Annotated in this window: 20 protein-coding genes; 8 read left to right on the top strand and 12 right to left on the bottom strand. The window is 57.9% G+C overall.

Translation table 11 applies throughout. The annotated features are described in order from the left end of the window. Window positions 1-39: 39 nt before the first annotated feature. Window positions 40-1,362: a tRNA 5-hydroxyuridine modification protein YegQ gene (gene yegQ / locus B3Y70_RS00910; RefSeq protein ID WP_199452503.1), complete on the bottom strand. Its 1,323-nt coding sequence runs from the start codon at window positions 1,360-1,362 to the stop codon at window positions 40-42. Window positions 1,363-1,550: 188 nt separating this feature from the next. Here yegQ and B3Y70_RS00905 point away from each other — a divergent pair, with 188 nt between their 5' ends. After that, complete coding sequence (locus B3Y70_RS00905) at window positions 1,551-1,907, top strand: helix-turn-helix domain-containing protein (protein WP_023008621.1); 357 nt, start codon at window positions 1,551-1,553, stop codon at window positions 1,905-1,907. Here B3Y70_RS00905 and fabB read toward each other — a convergent pair whose 3' ends face one another. Together fabB and fabA are read right to left on the bottom strand one after the other, a co-directional pair. Then, entirely contained in the window at window positions 1,908-3,119 is a 1,212-nt protein-coding gene (fabB, locus tag B3Y70_RS00900) for a beta-ketoacyl-ACP synthase I (RefSeq protein WP_272999078.1), read from the bottom strand. Window positions 3,120-3,130: 11 nt separating this feature from the next. Next, window positions 3,131-3,640 carry a bifunctional 3-hydroxydecanoyl-ACP dehydratase/trans-2-decenoyl-ACP isomerase gene (fabA, locus tag B3Y70_RS00895; protein ID WP_011786589.1) on the bottom strand — a complete coding sequence of 170 codons (510 nt, stop codon included), beginning with the start codon at window positions 3,638-3,640 and terminating at the stop codon, window positions 3,131-3,133. Between the two features lie 201 nt (window positions 3,641-3,841). On the opposite strand from fabA, the gene B3Y70_RS00890 reads away from it, so the two are divergent. Further along, window positions 3,842-4,357: an SRPBCC family protein gene (locus tag B3Y70_RS00890; protein ID WP_199452502.1), complete on the top strand. Its 516-nt coding sequence runs from the start codon at window positions 3,842-3,844 to the stop codon at window positions 4,355-4,357. Between the two features lie 72 nt (window positions 4,358-4,429). On the opposite strand, the gene B3Y70_RS00885 is transcribed toward B3Y70_RS00890, so the two are convergent. Further along, a complete protein-coding gene (locus B3Y70_RS00885) occupies window positions 4,430-5,614 on the bottom strand; it encodes an NnrS family protein (RefSeq protein ID WP_011786587.1) in 1,185 nt (394 codons plus the stop codon). A 123-nt stretch (window positions 5,615-5,737) separates the two neighbouring features. On the opposite strand from B3Y70_RS00885, the gene B3Y70_RS00880 reads away from it, so the two are divergent. Beyond that, window positions 5,738-6,109: a SirB2 family protein gene (locus B3Y70_RS00880; RefSeq protein ID WP_199452501.1), complete on the top strand. Its 372-nt coding sequence runs from the start codon at window positions 5,738-5,740 to the stop codon at window positions 6,107-6,109. Between the two features lies 1 nt (window position 6,110). Here B3Y70_RS00880 and B3Y70_RS00875 read toward each other — a convergent pair whose 3' ends face one another. The 3 genes from B3Y70_RS00875 to B3Y70_RS00865 all read right to left on the bottom strand — a co-directional run bounded on the left by B3Y70_RS00875 (window position 6,111) and on the right by B3Y70_RS00865 (window position 8,915). Further along, window positions 6,111-6,932, bottom strand: coding sequence for an ion transporter (locus B3Y70_RS00875; protein ID WP_014422504.1), 822 nt, complete (start codon window positions 6,930-6,932; stop codon window positions 6,111-6,113). A 77-nt stretch (window positions 6,933-7,009) separates the two neighbouring features. After that, entirely contained in the window at window positions 7,010-7,468 is a 459-nt protein-coding gene (locus B3Y70_RS00870; protein ID WP_011786584.1) for an EVE domain-containing protein, read from the bottom strand. 88 nt (window positions 7,469-7,556) lie between these two features. Then, on the bottom strand, window positions 7,557-8,915 hold the full coding sequence (locus B3Y70_RS00865) for an MFS transporter (RefSeq protein ID WP_199452500.1): 1,359 nt from the start codon (window positions 8,913-8,915) through the stop codon (window positions 7,557-7,559). Window positions 8,916-9,186: 271 nt separating this feature from the next. Here B3Y70_RS00865 and B3Y70_RS00860 point away from each other — a divergent pair, with 271 nt between their 5' ends. The 3 genes from B3Y70_RS00860 to B3Y70_RS00850 all read left to right on the top strand — a co-directional run bounded on the left by B3Y70_RS00860 (window position 9,187) and on the right by B3Y70_RS00850 (window position 11,929). Next, window positions 9,187-9,648 (top strand): universal stress protein, encoded by a 462-nt coding sequence (locus B3Y70_RS00860; RefSeq protein WP_199452499.1) that lies wholly within the window; start codon window positions 9,187-9,189, stop codon window positions 9,646-9,648. 46 nt (window positions 9,649-9,694) lie between these two features. Beyond that, window positions 9,695-11,200 (top strand): MFS transporter, encoded by a 1,506-nt coding sequence (locus B3Y70_RS00855; RefSeq protein ID WP_153741695.1) that lies wholly within the window; start codon window positions 9,695-9,697, stop codon window positions 11,198-11,200. Window positions 11,201-11,302: 102 nt separating this feature from the next. Then, window positions 11,303-11,929, top strand: a complete 627-nt coding sequence (locus tag B3Y70_RS00850; RefSeq protein WP_278350469.1) for an ankyrin repeat domain-containing protein — start codon at window positions 11,303-11,305, stop codon at window positions 11,927-11,929. Window positions 11,930-12,011: 82 nt separating this feature from the next. On the opposite strand, the gene B3Y70_RS00845 is transcribed toward B3Y70_RS00850, so the two are convergent. Next, window positions 12,012-13,604 (bottom strand): antiporter, encoded by a 1,593-nt coding sequence (locus tag B3Y70_RS00845; RefSeq protein WP_023008612.1) that lies wholly within the window; start codon window positions 13,602-13,604, stop codon window positions 12,012-12,014. Between the two features lie 256 nt (window positions 13,605-13,860). Then, window positions 13,861-15,012, bottom strand: a complete 1,152-nt coding sequence (locus tag B3Y70_RS00840; protein ID WP_286714861.1) for an NnrS family protein — start codon at window positions 15,010-15,012, stop codon at window positions 13,861-13,863. 114 nt (window positions 15,013-15,126) lie between these two features. On the opposite strand from B3Y70_RS00840, the gene B3Y70_RS00835 reads away from it, so the two are divergent. After that, window positions 15,127-15,690: a YIP1 family protein gene (locus B3Y70_RS00835; RefSeq protein WP_222179403.1), complete on the top strand. Its 564-nt coding sequence runs from the start codon at window positions 15,127-15,129 to the stop codon at window positions 15,688-15,690. Here the strand turns inward: B3Y70_RS00835 and trhA are convergent. Beyond that, a complete protein-coding gene (trhA, locus tag B3Y70_RS00830; RefSeq protein WP_286714860.1) occupies window positions 15,687-16,346 on the bottom strand; it encodes a PAQR family membrane homeostasis protein TrhA in 660 nt (219 codons plus the stop codon). The two genes, B3Y70_RS00835 and trhA, sit on opposite strands and share 4 nt — an antisense overlap. Window positions 16,347-16,554: 208 nt before the next feature. On the opposite strand from trhA, the gene wrbA reads away from it, so the two are divergent. Further along, complete coding sequence (wrbA, locus tag B3Y70_RS00825) at window positions 16,555-17,154, top strand: NAD(P)H:quinone oxidoreductase (protein ID WP_014422496.1); 600 nt, start codon at window positions 16,555-16,557, stop codon at window positions 17,152-17,154. Window positions 17,155-17,208: 54 nt separating this feature from the next. Here the strand turns inward: wrbA and B3Y70_RS00820 are convergent, their stop codons facing one another. Then, a complete protein-coding gene (locus tag B3Y70_RS00820) occupies window positions 17,209-17,922 on the bottom strand; it encodes a Crp/Fnr family transcriptional regulator (protein ID WP_278350468.1) in 714 nt (237 codons plus the stop codon). Between the two features lie 102 nt (window positions 17,923-18,024). Beyond that, window positions 18,025-18,786: cytochrome D1 domain-containing protein (locus B3Y70_RS00815; protein WP_288589073.1), on the bottom strand; the 762-nt coding region annotated here is incomplete at its 5' end.

The raw sequence follows: 18,786 nt of genomic DNA, 5'->3' as shown, positions 1-18,786 counted from the left end.
TGGGGCACTAAGGGGGGCGTACAGATCGCCCACTCGAGTTTAACGGCCGGCGTTTTCGGGAAAAATCTTGGTCAGATAGGTGAAGTCCAGTTTTTCCGGCACGTTCGCGGGTTTAGGAATTTTGACGATGTGGCCGCTGCCTGGTGCGCACTCCATGGCCTCGCCGTGGCGGTTTTCCATCGTGTTGGCAGAGAATCGCAGGTTGCCGGCCGGGGTGATGAGCTCCAGCTGGTCGCCGGGGGCAAATTTATTTTTTACGTCGATGGTGAGCCACCGGTCATCCGCGTCGGCAATGGTGCCTACCACCTGCTGGGTGCCGAGATACGAGGAGCCCTGTTCGTAGGTCTGGTATTCCTGGGGCACGTGCCGGCGCAGGAAGCCTTCGGTGTAGCCGCGGTTCGAGAGGGCTTCGAGTTCGTCCATCATGTGCATGTCGAAGGGTTTGCCGGCGAGAGCGTCGTCGATGGCTTTCCGGTATACCTGGGTGGTGCGGGCTACATAGTAGGTGCTTTTGGTGCGACCTTCGATTTTCAGAGAGTGAACGCCCATCTTGACCAGTTCCGCTACGTGCTGGACGGCGCGCAGGTCTTTGGAGTTCATGATGTAGGTGCCGTGTTCGTCTTCGTAGGCCGGGATGAAGCCGCCGGGGCGATTGGGTTCTTCCAGCAGGATTTCTTTGGGCTCGCAGGTTTCCACCGCATCTGCAGAGGTGGCGATCAGATCGCCGGTCTGGTCATGGCTGTGCTGGACTTCTTTATAGTTCCAGCGGCAGGCGTTGGTGCAGGCGCCCTGGTTGGCGTCTCGATGGTTCATGTAGCCAGACAGCAAGCAGCGGCCGGAGTAGGCCATGCACAGGGCGCCGTGTACAAACACTTCCAGTTCCATCGCGGGGACTTTTTCGCGGATTTCGCGGATTTCCTCCAGGCCCAGTTCCCGGGACAGGATCACTCGGCTGATGCCCTGGCGGCGCCAGAATTCCACGGTGGCCCAGTTGACCGCGTTGGCCTGAACCGACAGGTGGATGGGCTGATCCGGCCATTTCTCCCTTACCAGCATGATGAGGCCGGGGTCAGACATGATCAGGGCGTCGGGTTTCTGTTCAATGACCGGCTCCAGGTCTCTCAGGTAGCTGCGCACTTTATTGTTATGGGGTGCAATGTTGGAGACCAGATAGAACTGTTTTCCCAGTTCGTGTGCTCGTTCAATGCCGGCGCCCAGGGCTGCAACGTCTTTGAAACTGTTGTTCCTTACTCTCAGCGAATATCTCGGCTGGCCGGCATAGACGGCATCTGCGCCATAGGCGAAGGCGGTTTCTAGATGTTCGGGGGTGCCGGCGGGAGCAAGCAGTTCCGGGGTGGTCATGGTGTCTCCGGGTATCAACTGAAAAGCGGATGGATGCAGGTAGGGCATTCTGAAAGCGGGCATTGTGCCGCAAATAATCCGGTGCGCCATTGATCTTGCTCAAAGGTCGTATTGATTGATTTCGGCTAACATGTGTACGCTGATGGAGTTGGCAGTTTGGGCCAGGACGATAGGCAGGAGGAACCAGCATGGCATCAGAGCCATTAAGGCCTGAAAATTCAAAGCGTTCGCTGAGTATGAGGGTCAGCAAGCTGATCCGGATTCAGTTGGAGCGAGGGAAAGTAGGTGTCGAGACGGTGGCCGGGCAGTTGAATATGAGCCGGTATACGTTGCACAAGAAGTTGCGCCAGGAGGGGCTGACGTTTGCGGCTCTGCTGGAGCAGGTTCGTCGGGAGCAGGCGATCACCTATATGAAAGATAAATCCAAGCCGCTGGTGGAAATTGCCGAGCAGCTCGGATTTTCGGAATTGAGCGCCTTCAGCCGGGCGTTCAAGCGCTGGATGGGAACGCCGCCGGCTGAATACCGCTCGCTTCGCTTGTCCTGATCAGACTTTCTTGAAGATCAGGGTGGCGTTGGTGCCGCCAAAGCCGAAGCTGTTGCTCATTACCAGGTTCAGATTCTGGTTGTCCATGCGTTCACGCACGATCGGGTAGCCTTCGGCGCCTTCGTCCAGGGTCTGGATGTTGGCGGACGGGGCAATAAAGCTCTCCCGCTGCATGATCAGGCTGTAAATGGCCTCATGTACGCCCGCGGCACCCAGTGCGTGGCCACACAGGGGTTTGGTGGAGCTCAGTGGCGGGATCTTGTCGCCAAAGGTTTCCTTGAGCGCTTTCAGTTCGGTTACATCACCGGCCGGCGTGCTGGTGCCGTGGGTGTTGATGTAATTGATCTCGCCGTCGATGTTGGCCATAGCCTGCTTCATGCATCGAATGGCGCCTTCACCGCTGGGTGCAACCATGTCAGCGCCGTCGGAGGTGGCGCCAAATCCGACCAGTTCCGCCAGGATGGTGGCACCGCGGGCTTCCGCGTGTTCCAGGGATTCCAGTATCAGCGTACCGCCGCCACCGGAAATCACGAAACCGTCACGGTCGGCGTCATAGGTGCGCGAGGCCTGTTCCGGCGTGTCGTTGTACTTGGTTGACAATGCGCCCATGGCGTCGAACATCAGGCTCAGGGTCCAGTGGATGTCTTCCCCGCCGCCGGCCAGCATGACGTCCTGGCGGCCGAGGGCGATCTGATCGGCAGCGTGGCCGATGCAGTGGGCGCTGGTGGCGCAGGCAGAAGTGATGCCGTAGTTGATGCCGGTAATGCCAAAGGCGGTGGTGATGGATGCGTTGATGGCGCTACCCATGGTGCGGGGTACCCGGTACGGGCCCACCCGGCGAAGGCCTTTGTCGCGGTGAGTGTCGATGGCGTCCAGCAGTTCGACGGTGGATGCGCCACCTGTACCAAATACGGCGCCGGTGGTATTTGCACGCAGCTGCTCGTCGGTCAGGCCGGCCTGCTCAATGGCCTCTTTGGCGGCCAGGTAGCAATAGCCGGCGGCAGGGCTCATAAAGCGCCAGATCTTGCGGTCGATCAGTTCTGACAGGTTCAGGTCGATCTTGCCGGCGACGTGGCTGCGCAGGCCTTTGTCCCGGGCTTCTTCGCTGAAAGCAATGCCAGAGCGGGATTCGCGAAGTGACTGGGCCACTTCTTTCTGGTTGGTTCCAAGGCTGGAGACGATCCCCATGCCGGTAACTACAACGCGACGCATTGTGCTAACTCCTAAAAGTCATCAGTCGATGTGAACAGGCCGACCCGAAGGTCTTTGGCGGTGTAGATTTCCCGCCCGTCCACTTCCATACGGGCATCCGCGATGGCCATGGTCAGTTTGCGGCGAATCAACCGCTTGATATCCAGATAGTAGGTGACCTTTTTGTTCTCCGGCAAAACCTGTCCGAAAAACTTCACCTCTCCGGCCCCCAGAGCACGCCCCTTGCCTTCACCGCCACTCCAGGCCAGGAAGAAGCCGACCAGCTGCCACATGGCATCCAGGCCGAGGCAGCCGGGCATTACCGGGTCGCCCTCAAAATGCACTTTGAAAAACCAGAGATCCGGGTTGATATCCAGTTCGGCCACCAGGCTGCCTTTGCCATATTCGCCGTCATCGGCTCCGATGTGGGTAATACGGTCGACCATCAGCATTTCGTCGATGGGCAGGCGCATGGCGCCCGGGAACAGCTGGCCGTGGCCGCAGCGGATCAGGTCTTCTTTGTCAAAGTGATCAGGATACATGTTGCCTGTGTCTCTGTTGCAAAATGATTTCTTCTACTTTAGCGCCTGTTCTGGGAACGGCTATTGACCTTTAGTGGATGATTGCCGCCCAGAAGTTCCCCGGACCCGCAGCCAGAGCCGGTTGATGGTCATCAAGGCCAAGTTTTGTCCGGTTTGATACTTTCGTCGAATCTGTGAAGTTCGCCATATTTGGGAGGGCCTATGTCTGCAGATGAGGAATTCATCGATGGACAAATCCGGTTCGAGGCGGGCCGGGTATTGGTACACCTGGAACGGTTGCTGGAACATCCTCCGGAGGCTGTCTGGAATATGCTGACCGATTCGGTGCATTTGGCCAACTGGTTGGCTGCCGGGTCTCTGGAGGCTCGTGAAGGTGGCCGGGTTCAGCTGGATTTTGGCAACAGTGGCATGCCCATCGACTGTACCATTACCGCCTGCCGGCCTCACCGGCTGTTGTCCTACTCCTGGAGTTCCGGAGATGCCCCTGAGCGGCCGCTGACCTGGGAATTACTGCGGGAAGGAGTCTGTACCCGGCTTTGCCTGACGCTGTCGTTGCCGGACGATGAGGTGGTGCCTATTGCCTGCGCCGGTTGGGATGCCCATCTGGAAATGCTGATGGCAGCACTGGAGGGCATCAGCATTCACTTTCCGGCAGCCCGGTTCCGTGCGGCCCGATCCCATTTTGAAAAGCTGCTGAAAGAGAAAATGGCGGCCTGAAGTCCTGCCGCCGAAAACAGAAAGGCCGGCTCGGTTACGCCCCGAGCCGGCCTTTTCGTATCTGGCACTGGATCAGCCTTCGCGCCCGTCTGGCCGGGGGCTGGCCAGAATGCCGGTGTAACGCACCAGGAACAGGCCATAGGCCAGCATCCACAGCAGGGTGCTGGTGCCAATGCCGGGGTGCCAGGGAATCAGGTTGAAGGCGGTCAATACCCGAATAACCGCAGCGAGCTGGATGGCCACGAACGCCAGGACCATGCCCTTTGGCAGCACCAGCGGGCGGCCGGTGTGGCCCAGTGACACGCGAGCAATCACGCCCAGAATCAGGCAGGCGATGGCGCCGGTACCGGCGGCATGGCTCCAGGCATTGGTTGGCCATCCGGCCACCAAAGAGCCTGCCAGCAGAATCAGTGCAACCGGCACCCAGAGAATGGACAGGTGCAGAATCCAGAGCAAGGGATCTTTGCGCACCAGCCAGCCTTTCCAGTTATACAGGCGCACCAGCATCAACGATGCAGCAACCACCGCAATGACGGCGGTGACGGTTTGCCAGCCCGTCACCAGGGATGCCATCAGCAGGATCATGGAGAACAGTGCCGCCATATCCAGTGCCGGAATCATCCTGACTGCCTCGGCATTGCCGCCACGCTGGCGAAGCCATCCGGCTGAGAACGCAGGGGTAATCCGGCCTCCGATGATGCTGATCAGCGCCATGGCCATGATCAGTGCTCCGTAGCTGAACGCCATATTCAGGCGGGTAACAAAGCCGATCTGCATCAGCCAGAGCAGCCCGAGGACAAGCAGAATCATCAGCTGCCGCTTCTGGCGGGCTTTCCACACTCGCCAGCCGGCATCGATCATCACCAGGGGCAGGAACGCCAGATTTACGCCCTGTACCAGCCAGTCCGGCAGGTTGCCACCAAAGGCCAGCAACAGGCGACCGGCCAGCCAAACGCTCCAGAGACCTGCAAGCAGTGCACCGTGGGTTCGGTTGGTCTGGGTCCAGACGCACACGGCGGTGAGCAGAAAGCCTGCGATGGCGGCAGACAAAAATCCGAACAGCATTTCATGCTGGTGCCAGAACAGGGCGGGCAGGGCCAGTGGCAGTTGAACCACGCCGGTGACTTCCAGGACCCATACCGGGATGGCAACAATGGCCAGTACCGTCATGGAAAGGAAAAAAATCCGGAAAGGATAGGAAAAGAGTTGGCTGAGGCTGGCAGACGCCCGTTCAGGGGAAGTCGGTATGGCCTGCATAGATGTCTCCCATATACATGTATTCTGGGTATATGTTAAACCTTCGCGCCTGTATTAACCATACCTGCTTGGGGGTAGTTTGCGTACAATGGCCGCAACCCGTTTGTTAACAAAGGAACTTCCATGACGTCGTACATTATCCTGAAGCACCTGCACATGACCACCGCCTACCTAACCATCACGCTGTTTGCCCTGCGGCTACTGCTTGATGCGGTCGGGCGACCAGGCTGGCGCCAGACGCCGCTACGGTTCATTCCCCACATCAATGACACCATCCTTCTGGTCGCGGCCATTGCGCTGGTGTTTGTGGCCGGTTATGCCTCTGCCATGCCCGGTTGGCTGATCACCAAGATCGTGTTGTTGTTCGGTTACATCATTGCCGGGGTGTTTGCGCTGAAAACCACTGTGGGCAAGCCCGCACGCATTGTGGCGGCGGTACTTGCCCTGGTGCAGGTGACGGCTATTTTCCATCTGGCCATGGCCAAGCCATTCTGAATCAGCGTTTCTCGCTGACCTGCTTCGTCAGTTCCTGCAGCTGTTCCTGTACAGCCCGGAGCTGACGGGCAATCTCATCCCGCTCATCGTGGGCCTTCTGGGCCTGTTTGGCGTTCTGCTCCTCGCTCATTACCTCCAGTATCGCCCCGATCATCATGTTCAGGAACACAAAGGCCGTCAGGAAGATAAAGGTCAGGTAGTACAACCAGCTCATGGGATAGTCTTCCATGGTGGCATACATCACGTCGGTCCAGTCCTCAAAGGTGGCAACCCGGAACAGTGTGAGCATGGCGATGGCGACATCGCCCCAGAGTGTTTCGTCAACGCTGGCGAAGAACATGGAGCCCATGGCAGCGTAGATGTAGAAGATGATGAACATCAGCAGGGCAATGTAGCCCATGCGCGGAATAGCTTTCAGTAACGAGTTGATCAGAAAGCGCAGCTCGGGCACCACTGATACCAGTCGAAGCACCCGGAATACGCGCAGTAACCGGCCCAGCAATACCGCCTCGGAATTGTCCAGAGGGATCAGGCTGCCGATCACCACGATGGTGTCGAACAGGTTCCAGCCATCCATGAGAAAGCGGCGTTTGAGTGGGCAGGCGGCGAACCGGAACAGGATTTCCACCAGAAAGAACAGGGTGATGGCGTTGTCCATCACCGACAGGCTCTGTTCCACCAATGGTGGCAGATCATAGGTTTTGGCGCCGATGGTCAGGGCAGACAGAATGATGATGGCGATAACAACAGTCTGGAACACCTTGCTCGATTCAATGCGCTTGAGCTGGGCAAAGCTGCTGGCGGGATTCATGTCCATGGACATCTCGACGGCTCCGGGAGAATTGAAACGCGGCAATTCTAAAGCTACGGAGCCGGTGGTGGTAGGCCTGTGATCTGAGTTTAATCGACCAGGTGGAGGATTTGCTGCCACTCGGCATCGCTGACCGGCATGACCGAGAGTCGGCTGCCTCTGCGTACCAGAGCCAGTTCACTGAGCTCTGGCATGGCTTTGAGTGAGTCCAGGGGGATCAACGCCGGCAATTTCCGTTCAAACTGCAGGTCGACCGCTTGCCAGCGAGGTTTTTCTGCGGTGCTTTTCGGGTCGTAGTAGGGAGACTCCGGGTTGAACTGGCTTGGGTCCGGGTAGGCGGATTTCACTACGCGAACAATACCGGCAATGCCTATGCGCTTGCAGCTGGAGTGATAGATAAAGACGAGATCTCCCTCCTGCATCTGCGCCAGGAAGTTGCGGGCCTGGTAATTGCGCACACCATCCCAGGGAATAACACCCTCAGGCTGACGGGCAAAATCATCAATGCCGCATTCAGAGGGTTCGGTTTTAACCAGCCATTTTGCCACCAGCGGGACTCCACTCGATCATTGTCGGGCCAGTATACAAAAAAGCCCCGCAGGCGGGGCATAAAGCACGAAACGGTGGCCGGGGCATTTACCCGTGTTGGTCGGAGTTCCGCATGGCGGCATCTGCTACCGGATGACGGTTCATGGGATAGAACAGCTGCGGGGAGGCCAGTTCCGGCAGATCGGTCTGCTCGGTCTGGGCCGCCCATTCCACCCGTTCCGCTTTGCGGATGGCGTAGTGCATCCAGGCCAGGGCTGCTGCCACAATGGCGAACATCAGCATGAAGCAGCTTTGCCAGATGCCGGTTATGTCGTTCAGCACACCAAAGGTGAGTGGCAGGATGAAACCACCGATGCCCCCGATCATTCCTACCACGCCGCCGACGGCCCCCACATGCATCGGGTAGTACACCGGAATGTGTTTGTAGACGGCCGCCTTACCGAGCGACATGAAAAAACCGAGGATAAAGGTGAGCACCACGAACATGGGCAGGCTCATGGCCAGCGTGAAATTGATATCTCCCTCGATGCCATGCACCACATAGCGGGTGGGCGGATAACTGAGTAGGAAGGTACAGACTACCGAGGCAATGAATGTCCAGTACATCACTCGTCGGGCGCCGAAGCGGTCCGACAGCCAGCCCCCGAGGACGCGGAACAGGGATGCCGGGATGGTATAGAGCGCGGCGATCATGCCGGCGGTTTTGATGTCCAGGCCATAAACGCCGATCAGGTAATGGGGAAGCCAGAGCGCCAGGGCAACAAAGGCGCCGAACACAAAAAAATAGTACAGGGCAAAGCGCCACACCCGAAGTTCCCGGAGCGGTGCCATCTGTTCGGCAAACGATTTCTGTTCGGCGCTGCGGCGTTGTTCGGCCAGCGGGTCGGTTTTTGCCAGTAACAGGAAGGCAATGCCCATGATGGCCAGCACCGTGGCGTATATCTGCGCGGTTTTCTCCCAGCCGAAGGCCACCAACAGAAACGGGGCGCCGAAGTTGGTCACGGCAGAACCGACGTTGCCGGCGCCGAAAATCCCCAGTGCGGTGCCCTGTTTAGCCGGTTCAAACCAGGCTGCGGTATAGGCCACCCCGACTATGAAAGCGCCGCCCGCCAGGCCCACTCCGAGGGCCCCGACCAGCATCATGGCGTAGGTCGTAGCAAAGGTCAGCAGGTAAACACAGGCCGCGGTGGTCAGCATCAGGATGCCGAACACCCAGCGCCCGCCATAACGGTCGGTCCAGATGCCCAGGAATAAACGGCTGATGGAGCCGGTAAGAATCGGCGTGGCCATCAGCAATCCCAGCTGGGTGTCGGACAGCGCCAGCTCTTCACTGATGCGAATGCCGATGATGGAAAAGATGGTCCAGACGGCAAAACACAGGGTGAAGGCGAAGGTCGAAAGGCCCAGCGCCCGATATTGCTGAGCTTTGGCGGGCATGCTCGTCATGGTCTCTCCTGGCCGGAAAATACTCCTCTGAAACCATACCAAAAAGCCGAATTTTCGGGCCGGCGCATTGGAGGTACCTCCTGCTGGGTGCAAAGGGGGTAGGTCAATGGTCACTATCCCGGGAAAGGTGATATTCCGGGGCTTTCTCTGGTGGGGTACGTGGGTTCAGGCTTGATCAAGATCAATTATGGCGGCTGGGTGCTATGGGGTAATGCTGACCGATATCAACTCGAATGCCTCCGTCTTGGGGGTGTGATACCGGGAGAGCCACATGAACATCATGATTGCCTACGACGGTTCCCGAAACGCGAAACTGGCGCTGGCCCAGACCATCACCATGTTTCGGCGGCTGGAGCCAAAAATCACGCTGGTTGCGGTGGCAGAAAACCCACGCGACATCACCTCCGGCAATGAAGACCTGTTTCAGGAAGAAGTTGGCGAGCTGAAACAGCATCTGAAAGAAGCTCTGGAACTGTGCGAAAGCGAGCAGGTGAGTGCCGAGAGCCTGATGCTGGAAGGCGACGCCCGCAAGAGCCTGCTGTTCGCCGCCGAGAAAAAGGTACGGCCAGACATGCTGGTCATCGCCCGCCACAGTCATGAGCCTGACGGCGGCTTCATTGCCCGATCATTGACCTATTTCGTGGACGAACTGGATTACATGACGTTTGGCAGCGTCAGCTCCTTCCTGGCTCGCCGGATCCAGTGCCCACTTCTGATTCTGCCCAGCCTTTGATGGCCGGGATTACCTGTTTCCATTGTCTTAGCCCCGGGAGGCTGAAATGAAAGTCGCTGACGTATTCCGCGTCCGCAATCCTGAAATCAGGGCACTACACCTGACCTGGATTGCCTTCTTTATTACATTCTATGTCTGGTTCAACATGGCGCCACTGGCGTCCAGCATGCTCAAAAGCGTGGACTGGCTGACCAAGGACGACCTGCGCCTGTTTGCCATCTGTAACGTGGCGCTGACGATTCCCGCCCGCATTATCGTGGGTATGGCGCTGGACCGCTTCGGTCCACGTAGGGTGTTTTCGGTGTTGATGGTGGTGATGGCCATACCGGCGCTGGTGTTTGCTTTTGGTAACACCATGGCTCAGTTGCTGGTCAGCCGCCTGGTACTGAGCTCCATTGGTGCCAGCTTTGTGGTTGGTATTCATATGACGGCCATGTGGTTCAAACCCAAGGACATTGGCTTTGCAGAAGGCTTTTATGCGGGCTGGGGCAACTTTGGTTCTGCGGCGGCTGCCATGTCACTGCCGACCATTGCCATTACCATGTACGGCGGTGAAGACGGCTGGCGCTGGGCCATCGCCCAGAGTGCCATCGTGATGGCGGCCTACGGCGTCTACTACTGGTTCGCGATTACCGACGGCCCTGCTGGTACCGTGCATCGTAAACCCCGTAAGGCCGTGGCACTGGAAGTCAGCACCTGGGGTGATATGGTCAAGCTGATCCTGTGGACCATTCCTTTGGTCGGGGTATTGGCTATTCTGGTGTGGCGTATCCAGAACATGGGGTACCTGTCTGCCACCGGGGCTGCTATCTGTTACGCGGTGATCTTCGCCATTGTCTGCTATCAGATTGTTCAGATACTGCGGGTAAACGTCCCCATCCTGAAGAAAGGCGTGCCTGAGGACGACAAATACCCGTTCAACAGTGTGGCTGCCCTGAACAGCACCTACTTCGCTAACTTTGGCGCGGAACTCGCTGTGGTCTCCATGCTGCCAATGTTCTTCGAAGAGACCTGGAGTCTGAGCGCAACGGCAGCCGGGCTGATTGCGGCATCTTTCGCCTTCGTGAACCTGATGGCCCGTCCGATGGGCGGCCTGGTATCTGACCGCATGGGGAACCGCCGTTTCGTGATGCTCAGCTACATGTTCGGTATTGCGGTAGGATTCGGTCTTATGGGGCTACTGAATTCCAACTGGCCGTTGATTGTGGCAGTGGCGATCACTGTGTTCACGTCCTTCTTCGTACAGGGTGCAGAAGGCGCCACCTTTGGCATCATCCCCTCTATCAAGCGTCGCCTGACCGGCCAGATATCTGGTATGGCTGGTGCCTATGGCAACGTCGGTGCGGTGGTCTACCTGACCATCTTCACTTTTGTCACCCCGACCCAGTTCTTCTTCATCATCGCCGCTGGAGCCTTTGTTAGCTGGATACTGTGCATTATGTGGCTGAAGGAACCCGAGAGCGGCTTCTCTGAGGAATACCACGTGTCTTCTGTCGATCTGCAGATCGAAGAAGAGGAGCGCCACCGGTTGGCGGGCCAGACAGCACGGTAAAAACGTTCCCTTTACAACGGGAGCTGTGACAACCCGCCGCGGAGCAATCCCGGCGGGTTTTTTGTATGCTCGGAGGAAAGTGGTCGCAACAGGAGAGAGGTCATGGGGTTCTGGGAACGCTGGTCCGGGCTGATGGGGGCGATGTTGGCGCTGGCCCTGTTACTCGGATTCTGGCAGCTCCTGGGCGAAGGCGAGGATCTGGAAGCCCGTGATAGCAGGGGTAGAACTCCCCTGATTGTGGCGGCGGAAGAGGGCGAGACTGACCGGGTTGCCGAGCTGGTCGAGCGTGGGGCCCGGGTTGACGCAGGGGACGACTGCAAGTGGACGGCCATGATGAGGGCTGCCTCCCGTGGTCATACGGATATTCTTGCCTTCTTGCTGGATCATGGCGCGGATATAAACCATACGGAAAAAACCGGCTATACGGCTCTGATGGGGGCGGTGATTGCCAGCCGTCCGGAGGCTGTACGCCTGCTACTGACCAGAGGTGCCGATCCTGACATCCGGGAATACGAAAACGGGCAGACTGCGCTGATGATGGCTGTGCGCAACCGCAATCCGGAACTGGTTCGGTTGCTGCTCTCTGCCGGGGCAGATCCGGAGCTGGTTAATAAATCGGGCAAGAGCGCCAGGGATCTGGCGCTGGAGGCAAGTGCCGGGGAGGGGGAGCCCATGCAGCAGGTGCTCACTGCTCTGGGTTGTGAGCCCGAAGCCGCGGAGAAACGCTGATCATTGGTCGTTCCCTGCCGCCATAAAAAAGCCGGCCCTTGTGGGGCCGGCGAGCAGAGGTCTAACGCTTGGATTCTTGCTGTTACGGATTCTTGATGTAGGCGTTCTTGCGCAGGTAGAACCACCAGTTAACCACCAGACACACCGCATAGAACACTGCGAACCCGTACATGGCCACTTCTGGCGTGCCGGCCTGGATCTCCTGGCCCATCACGCGAGGGGCGATGAAGGCGCCGTAAGCGGCGATTGCTGAGGTCCAGCCCAGTACCGGGCCCTTCTGCTGCTGGTTGAAGATAAAACCAATGCTGCGGAAGGTGGAGCCATTGCCAATACCGCTGGCGGCGAACATCACAATGAACAGGATCAGGAACAGGGCAAAATAGCTGTTCGGATCAGTTGAGTTGTAGGCCAGCATCATCACGTAGCCGGTGGCGACCGAAGCGACAACCATCACCACCGAGATGATCTGGGTAACGATGGAACCGCCCATCTTGTCGGAAATCCAGCCGCCGACCGGACGAATCAGGGCGCCAACGAACGGCCCCATCCAGGCCCAGGTCAGAGCGCTGGGCGCCTCCGGATTGACTACACGAGTCATGGTACCGTCGGCGCCTACTTCCATCATGTTGCCGAAGATGACGCTGATGGACAGCGGCAGGGCGGCAGAAAAGCCGATGAAAGAACCGAAAGTCAGAATGTAAAGCACGGTCATGGACCAGGTGTGCTTGTTGCTGAAAATGGCAAACTGGTTCTTGATGTTGGGCTTGATGTCACCGGGGATCAGTCTGAGCAGCACCACGGTCAGCACAATGGTGATGGGCAGGGCCAGCCACATATTCATGACTGACAGGGCCCAGACGCCGGCAATAGAGGTCAGCAGGCCAACGCCATAGAGACCAAGAATCTTACCGAAGGCAGATATCGGGCTGCCGGGATTTGGAGTCACCACCTTGAGGTTGTTCATGCCGAACCAGCCCGCGAAGGCCAGCGGAATCAGAAAGACCAGCCAGATGAAGCCGGCGTTCTGGATCCAGGTGTCGGTGCCGGCCTCAATACGGCCGATCAGGGTGCCGCTGGGGCTTTGCAGTTGCATGGGGTCACCGGCAAGAGCGCCGAACACGCCGACGGTCATTACCAGTGGAATCAGAATTTGCATGGTGGTCACGCCGAAGTTACCCAGGCCGGCGTTCATGCCCAGACCGTAACCCTGTTTGCTCTTCGGATAGAATGCACTGATGTTGCTCATGGAGCAGGCAAAGTTACCGCCGCCAATACCGGACAGCAGTGCCAGCGCCTGGAACACGATGAACGGTGTATCCGGGTTCATCAGGGCGACACCGGTGCCTAAGGCCGGGATCATCAGCAAGGCCGTGGTCAGAAAAACGGTGTTGCGACCGCCGGCAATCTTGATCATGAACGAGGCCGGAATTCGCAGGGTGGCGCCAGACAAACCGGCAATGGCAGTCAGCGTGAACAGCTGTTCAACGGTGAAAGAAAAACCCAGGTTTTTCATCTGGGTGGTGATCATTCCCCACATCAGCCAGATGGCGAATCCCATCAGCAGGCTGGGGATGGAAATCCACAGGTTGCGGGAGGCGACTTTCTTGCCCTCCCGCTCCCAGAACTCCTCACTTTCGACATCCCAGTGTTCAATGTCAGCGTTGGTTTTTGCCATGGTTAAGCTCCTCGTTTCTTTGACCCGGAGCCACCGGAATCAGTGGCTGTCACGGCGTTGGAGTCATTTTGCAAACGAGGTGGGTATTTCATTCCTGATAAATATCAAGGAAGGTTGTCAGCAAGGTGATCTCGCAATCCGGCTTTCTTTTCGAAAGGCGCGGCCTGCTTTAAAGTCCTTTTAAAACATAAGTTTATGTTGGTGGTATGCCGTAGGTAGTAGTTGCTTTTCGAGTTGGCGCAGTAGAGGTAGCCAATCATTTCCGGTGGCTATGGCGGGCCGTGCCGGGTTTTTGCGCAAGCGGATATAGGGCCATGACCTGACCGGCGACGCCTGCAAAGGTCAGAGCCCAGCAGCCGGAAGAGAACCATAGAAGTTCAGGTTGGGAGTAGGGCGTGGCCCCCGCCAGGTAGCGGCTTATGGTGGCGGCTGCCACCAGTATCGCGATGGCGGTAACCTGCCATGCTGGCGGAAATGTCCGGCGTGCCCGCTGCCAGGCCAGTCGAAGCATCACGCTCCCCGAGAGTGTCCCCAGCGCTCCGACAACAATCAGGTGCAGCGCGGGAAGAACCGGCCGTTCGGTCAGCAGGTGAGTGCCTGCGAACGCCGAGCCGATGGCCAGCCACAGATAGCCAAGGGCCAGCACCAGCAGGTCGGGCCGGTTACTGCAGTGCCAGAGCTTCCAGCGGACAATCCGGGTAACGACAAGTGCGCTGGCGGCGAGAAGAAGAGCGCCGGCCAGTTGTTCGGTGGCACTGAACAGCATCAATGCCATGGCGATCGGCAGGACGACCAGCAGCGCTCCTTCTATGTGGGGTTGTACCCGAGCTTCCAGGGGGACGCCCCGTTTCTCCAGAGACCCGGCCACGGCCGGTACAATAATCCTTCCGCCCATAAACGTCATCAGTAGTAGCAGGCCCAGGATGGTGGTTTGTAGCAGTCGGCGGGTGTCCGGCAACGGCAGGCCGGTTTCTGTCAGAAAGTAGATCAAAGCCATCAGGCATAGTACGAGAATCAGCGGGCCGGCAATTTTGTTGCGCCATTTCTTGGCCGCCTGAAACCGCGGCACTACGTGCCATGCCAGCAGCAATGCAAAAGCCGGGCTGAGTAACTGTGCGAAGAGCGTTTCGGGTGCCAGCAGCCAGGCAAGCCGGGCCGCTAACCAGAGCCCAAAGAGCAGAACGAGGGCGCGTCGGGGTTGCGGCCCCAGTGTGTAACCGGCGATCAATGCCAGTGCGAAACCAAAAATCAGCTCATGGCCATGGCCGGCGCCAATCAGCCCGGGTGGCCAGCCGGAGCCGGATAGCACCGCATATATCGACAGCGGAACCACCGCGGCGGCCCAGAGCGATGCCGCCGGAAAGAACAACCAGAACGTATGGATGGGCTTCAGGGGCCTGGTGGTCATCGTCCGCTCTCCGGCAGGTGGGGGGAGACTTGCTCAAGGTCATCTGGCGACCTTGAAGCCGTTGTGGTGCTCCACTAAAAGTGAGATTAAGAAAGCATGATACAGGTGGATACCATGACAATGACACAACTCCTGAGCCTGCCGTTCTCCGCGAATGGTGTCTGGCGCGAACTCAAGGGAATGAACCTCTCCATCCCGTTTCTGGCCTGGGTGATTGTGGTGCCCATGTCGTTTCTGCCACCGGTGTTGTTGTATTACGCCGGAACTCACTACGGTGACAGTTTCATTAACGGGTTTGCGGATAAGGAATGGCGTTTTATAACCACCATTCTGTTTCTGGCAGAGCTGTTGACCTTCTTCGTAATGGGGTGGCTGATCAAGGCGGTACTTGATGGTCATCAGCTACAGATTGAGTACCCGGATGCTTACCTGCTGGCAGCCATTGCACCACTGCCGCTGTGGCTGTCGTCCCTGGCGCTGCTGGTTCCGGTGCTGGCGGTGAGCGTCATCGCTGTGTTTGCAGGTATGTTTCTGTCCTGTGCGCTTATCTACCAGGGGGTTCGTTCCTTGTGCCAGCGCACAGATAACGATGTGGTGGCCATGTCCGCCACCTACACAGTGATGGCAGCCTCGCTGACGGCCTGGGGTGTCCTGATGGCGATGGTCTGGGCGTTCTAGACGCTGTGCGGCAATACGCCAAAATAAATGGCGCTGAAGTGACAGGCGCTGCCGCCAATGACGAACAGGTGCCAGACCGCGTGCATATAAGGGATGCGGTCGGCCAGGTAAAAGGCAACGCCGGCGGTGTAGACAATGCCGCCAGCGATGGTCAGTTGCAGAGCCGTCTCACTGAGGTTGGCCACCAGGTCGGATGACGCGAAGGTGATCAGCCAGCCCATGGCAATGTAGATACCTACCCGTGCCAGCTTGAAACGGTTTTTGAAGATCACCTTCAGTACCACGCCGGTCAGCGCCAGGGACCAGATGACGGCAAACAGGGTCCAGCCGGTGGTGCCACGCATGTTGATCAGCAGAAAGGGTGTGTAGGTACCGGCAATCAGCAGGAAAATGGCGCAGTGATCCAGGGTCTTGAAGGCCGTTTTCAGGCGCGGATGGCGGGCGCCGTGGTAGAGCGCGGACGCCATGTACAACAGAATCAGTGAGGCACCGAATACGCTGAAACTGACAATCTTCCAGACATCCCCCAGTTGGCTGGCGCCTGCGATCAGGGCGACCGTCCCTACCACACTCAGCAGGGCTCCAATACCGTGGGTGGCGCTGTTAATCCACTCTTCTATCCTGTGATGAACGGAATCTGGCTGGCTGTGCGTCATGGTTTGGATAATTGCCTTATGGGGAAATTGCGATTCAACGAAAGTATAGGGTATTTCAGCGTACAAGTGTACGCAAATCGTGGCCCATGAACATTCTGTGACTTCGTTCAGAAAAACTGAAAGACCTGCCGGAAAACTTCCGTTTTTGTCTTGCCGACAGAGCAGTTAGGCTTTGAATCATTGAACGCACACACAGGAGATTGTTGCGATGGCGAAAATTCTTGTTCTTTATTACTCCATGTACGGTCACATCGAGACCATGGCCAATACCGTGGCCGAAGGCGCTCGCGGTGTGAATGGGGCCGATGTTGTTGTCAAGCGTGTTCCGGAGACCATGGCCGATGAAGCCTTTTTGAATGCCGGTGGCAAGGCCGATCAGGGTGCCCCGGTGGCGGACCCGAAAGAACTGGCAGACTACGACGCCATTATCTTCGGTACCCCGACACGCTTCGGCAACATGGCCGGCCAGATGCGTACGTTCCTGGACCAGACCGGTGGCCTCTGGGCTGAGGGCAAGCTCCATGGCAAGGTCGGCAGCGTCTTCACCTCCACCGGCACCGGCGGTGGTCAGGAACAGACTATTACCTCCTTCTGGACCACTCTTGCTCATCACGGCATGGTGCTGGTGCCGCTGGGTTACGGCATACCGGAATTCTTCGATATTTCAGAAGTGAACGGCGGCACGCCCTATGGCGCCTCGACCATTGCCGGCGGTGATGGCAGTCGGCAGCCCAGTGAGAAAGAACTGGCCATTGCCCGTTTCCAGGGCAAGCACGTGGCGGAACTGGCGATCAAGCTGCACGGTTAATCGAAGCAGGACCTTAACTCAGGTATTGGCGGCGGACGAAGTTCCGCCGCTTTTTTATGGGTTCTTGCTCTGGTTGGCAAAGGCGGTCTTGAGGCGGGAGAAGGTGGCGGGCACCACACCCAGCCAGGAAGCGAGCTGGTTGTCCGGCACCCGCTTGACCAACTCCGGATATTCCTCCAGCAGCAGCTGGTAGCGTTCCCGGGCCGACATGGTGTGTTTTCGGTATTCCCGCATGCTGGTCAGTTCTGCGATTTCCTCTGTCAGTACCAGGGCAAACTTGTGCCATTGGCCATCGCCGTAGCTTTGAATGGCCGAACGGAACGCCGCAAAATCAGCTACCCACAGGGTGGCAGGCAGAACACTGGTCAGGCATAAGGTATTGCGAACCGTGCGGCTGCGACCAAAGACCGGCCAGATCAGGTCACCCTCTGAAAAGAAATGATGGACGGCGACCTTGCCGGCCGGGGATTCCCGGAACAATCGGAGGATGCCGTACTGAACCAGATAGACATTGCCCCAGGGACGGTCGTGTTTTTCCAGCGGGGTTTCCGGATCAACCCGTTGTTGCTGAAACAGGCTGGCGAGATGACTGAGAAACCGGGCCTCCGGATTGTCCTGGTTTTCGTTCAGGCAGATTCCGAAGGCGTGGCTCAGGCCATTCAGGAGTGCCACTTCGGCGGGTGCGACACTGTAGTGCATCAGATCATCACTGTCGCTACCCAGCAGGCATGGTGCGGAGGCCACGGGCGGCCTGAAACTGCTGTTCATATCTTGACCCCGGCTGCATTAGCTTAGGTCAATTATCCTACCATGAAAGCTACATTCGAAATGACTTAAACCATTAAGCCTATGTTACTCAGTCGATAAGGGTCAGTGGCTGGTGCCTTCCTCGTAGTTGATCTTGTTCCAGACGTTGTACTTGCCGGACGGCTTGTTCATCGGAATGCGTTTTTCCTCTTCCAGGGTGTCTGCGTCATAGACAATGATGGCGCCATCATCATCCCAGATGCTCAGCAGCAGCTTCTCGCCATGGCGGTCGAATTCCACGTGCGCGGCCACTTTTCCCGGCTCCGGCTGAAGCGTTTTGACGATCTCCAGGGTCTGCTTGTCGATAATGTGCACCTTGTCAGCGTTGGGGCCGAAGAACACATCTGCCCAGGCGTAACGGGAATTTTCGTGACTGCGCATGAAAAAACCGGGACCTTCGGTTTTCAGAGTCTTGATCACTTCCCAGGTGTCCATGTCGATAATGGAGATGGCGCCGGCCCGGAAGTGGGGAGTGGCCATGACCCGGCGGCCCTCATACTCCCAGGTAATGCCGGATCCGAGGTGAGGCATGCCAGGCAGCGGTAGTTCGGCGGTGGTTTTACCGGTATCCAGGTCGATTACCACGCCGTGCGTGCCGTCGCGGGCGGCGCCGATCAGGTGCTGGTAGCCCGGGTCGAAGAAGAAGTCGTCCAGCAGGGTGTCGGTGGCCATTCGGCGCACCTTTGCCTCGCGGTTTTCGACGGTGATTTCCCAGGCTTCGGGAATGTCTTTCAGGGCAGCAATAAAGCTGCTTCTGGGTGGTGCGGCGTAGACGGCGCTTACCCGGGAGCTCTCTCCGGTATCGTTTTCAACGGGGATAAAATT

This window comes from Marinobacter sp. UBA5687 (assembly GCF_002420325.1).
Lineage (GTDB): Bacteria > Pseudomonadota > Gammaproteobacteria > Pseudomonadales > Oleiphilaceae > Marinobacter > Marinobacter nauticus.
The sequence above is the reverse complement of the archived record's forward strand: the minus strand, read 5'-3'. Positions and strand labels throughout refer to the sequence as shown.